The organism is Stenotrophomonas sp. 3diitr2024 (assembly GCF_042136455.1).
In the GTDB taxonomy this organism is placed as follows: Bacteria; Pseudomonadota; Gammaproteobacteria; order Xanthomonadales; family Xanthomonadaceae; genus Stenotrophomonas; species Stenotrophomonas sepilia.
This window is the reverse complement of sequence record NZ_JBHHMJ010000342.1, coordinates 1-1,657: the sequence shown is the minus strand read 5'-3', so window position 1 is coordinate 1,657 and position 1,657 is coordinate 1. Positions and strand designations below refer to the sequence as shown.

The following is a 1,657-nucleotide window of genomic DNA, read 5'->3' as shown; positions in this document are numbered from 1 at the left end:
CGGCCGCTGGCCGGCAATTGAAGCGTCTGAGGTTGCCGGCCAGCGGCCGGCACTACCGATGGCGAGGGTTATCGCGAAAATTCGCGCAGCAGTACCGCGATCGAGGCCACGTTGGCCAGCACGCACAGCCAGAACACCCATTGGAACGCGGCCTTGCGGTGCTTGTGGCGGAACAGCGCCTGGCCCAGCAGCGCGCCGGGCCAACCACCGGCAAAGGCCAGCAGCTGCAGGGTGCGCTCGGGAATCCGCCACTGCTTTCGCTGCGCCGCGCGCTTGTCATGGCCATAGAGGCCGAACGACACTGCGCTGGCCAGCACGCACCAGCCGCCCAGCCACAGCGGCAGCACGCTGCTGATCATCAATGCAGCCAACGCGCCGAAGGCAGCCAGCGCGAGATTACGCCGCCACGCCACTTACAGCGCGTCGAGGAAGCCGCGCACGGCCGGGCCGAAACGCTCGAAATCGACGAGGAAGGCGTCGTGGCCCTGCTGCGATTCCAGGCCGATGAAGTGCGCATCGGCACCGCCGGCGCGCAGGCCATCGGCAATCTGTTGCTGCTGCTGCACGGGGAACAGGATGTCGGTGTTGGCGCCGATCGCCAGCGCCTTCTCCACCCGGATCTTCGCGAGCCCAGCCAGCACGTCGCCGTCGGCATACTCGGCCAGGTCGAACCAGTCCATCGAGCGGCTCAGGTACAGGTAGCAGTTCGGATCGAAGAAACGCACGAAGCGCCGTGCGTGGCCTTCCAGATAGCTTTCCACCTGGAATTCCAGGCCGAACGGATCGTCGTCGGTCTGGTCCGAATCCAGCCGTACGCGGCCGAAGCGGCCATCCCACTCCAGTGCGGAGCGGTAGGTGATCACGCCCAGCTTGCGCGCCATGCGCATGCCGGACTCGGGGTACTCGGCATCGTCGTAGTGGCCGCCATTCCAGCGCGGGTCAAGGCGGATCGCCTCGCGCTGAAGCGAGCGGATCGCGATCGAGAACGGCAACGCCTGCGCGCTGCCGGAAATGTTGACGTGGCTGCGCGCGATGCCCGGATGCAGCATCAGGATGGCAAGGGCCGTCATGCCGCCCATCGAGTTGCCGACCACGCAGGCCAGTCGCTCGATGCCCAGTGCACGCACGACGTCGACGGCGGCGCGGGCGCCGTCTTCGACCGACAGCTCGGGGAAGCCCAGGCGATACGGTTCGCCCGTGGCCGGGTTGAGCGAAGCGGGGCCGGTCGAGCCCTTGCAGCTGCCCAGCGAATTCACGCACACCACGAACCAGCGGTTGGTATCGATCGGCTTGCCGGGGCCAACCATCGCTTCCCACCAGCCCGGTGCTGGGTTGGCCTCGTTGGCCGCCGCATGCGCATCCGGCGACAGGCCGGTCACGATCAGGATCGCATTGCTGGCGTCAGTCGCCAGCGTTCCCCAGGTCTCGTAGGCCACGCGCGCGCCGTGCAGGGCGCCACCGCGCTTGAACGGGAACGGCGAGGGCAGGGCGTGGAAGCGGGTGCCGGGCGGGATGAATTCGGTCATGCACGCATTCTAGCGGGGCCGCATGTGGAGCTGGCGACACGTTGGCTTCCATCGGCGATGCAGGTAGTGCCGGCCGCTGGCCGGCAACCTCATGAATCCTGATGCGCCTGCGTGGTTGCCGGCCAGCGGCC

General features: G+C 67.8%; 2 protein-coding genes. Both read right to left on the bottom strand.

Annotated features, from left to right (window positions below):
- Nucleotides 1-68: 68 nt before the first annotated feature.
- Nucleotides 69-413 (bottom strand): DUF1294 domain-containing protein, encoded by a 345-nt coding sequence (locus ABGA94_RS08675; protein WP_005417664.1) that lies wholly within the window; start codon nt 411-413, stop codon nt 69-71.
- On the bottom strand, nt 414-1,526 hold the full coding sequence (locus tag ABGA94_RS08670; RefSeq protein WP_375367024.1) for a homoserine O-acetyltransferase: 1,113 nt from the start codon (nt 1,524-1,526) through the stop codon (nt 414-416). It lies immediately after the preceding gene.
- Nucleotides 1,527-1,657: the final 131 nt, after the last annotated feature.